General features: G+C 47.9%; 1 protein-coding gene. It reads left to right on the top strand.

All coding sequences use genetic code 11. The features are described 5' to 3' along the window. Nucleotides 1-641 (top strand): hypothetical protein (locus tag ACCC84_RS23595; RefSeq protein WP_371902432.1); only part of this gene is annotated, 641 nt, incomplete at both ends.

The following is a 641-nucleotide window of genomic DNA, read 5'->3' as shown; positions in this document are numbered from 1 at the left end:
GAGATTGACTGGCCAAGCGCATTTCCGACAGCGCTGCGGGCGAAGCTCGAGGGTGGGGCATGGGAAGATTTTAATAAGTTTATCGTCAAATTTGTTAAGCATGATTCCTTCGAAAAGGGCGTCAAGATTATACACTTTATCGCTCAAGGTATTGCTGGGAAAAAATTGGATGAGAGAAATGGAGACAACGTTAAAAACCGCCCCAGAAAGATAATTTTTAAAGCTCGAGGTGTCAATACGCCGCTCGCCGGGGCGTTTGAATTAGATGGTTGGATATACTCATTATCTAATAAAACAAGCTACCAAGCTCCGCAAGAAGGGAAACGGGACCAGCTTTTTGAGCAGACGATTCCAAAGTCTTTCTCCACGCTGGTGACGGAGGGACTGTCTAAGAATGAGCGGGATAAGTTAGATGGCAACCCACTTAAACCTGAATTGATTTTGACGGGTGGGGTGCCTGGTGATGTATACCAGGACGTGCAATGGCCTTTTTTTACGTACGAGAAGATCGAGCCCGGTCAGTTTGCCAGGGACATGATGATCCGGTCCCTCCAGAGATTCGATGACGATATGGACCGGACTACCTACAGTCATTGGGAGCAGAACTGGGATACCGCTGCTGATATCATGGAGGGGGCACT

It is taken from the genome of Serratia odorifera (assembly GCF_041448735.1).
GTDB lineage: Bacteria > Pseudomonadota > Gammaproteobacteria > Enterobacterales > Enterobacteriaceae > Serratia_F > Serratia_F odorifera.
The sequence above is the reverse complement of the archived record's forward strand: the minus strand, read 5'-3'. Positions and strand labels throughout refer to the sequence as shown.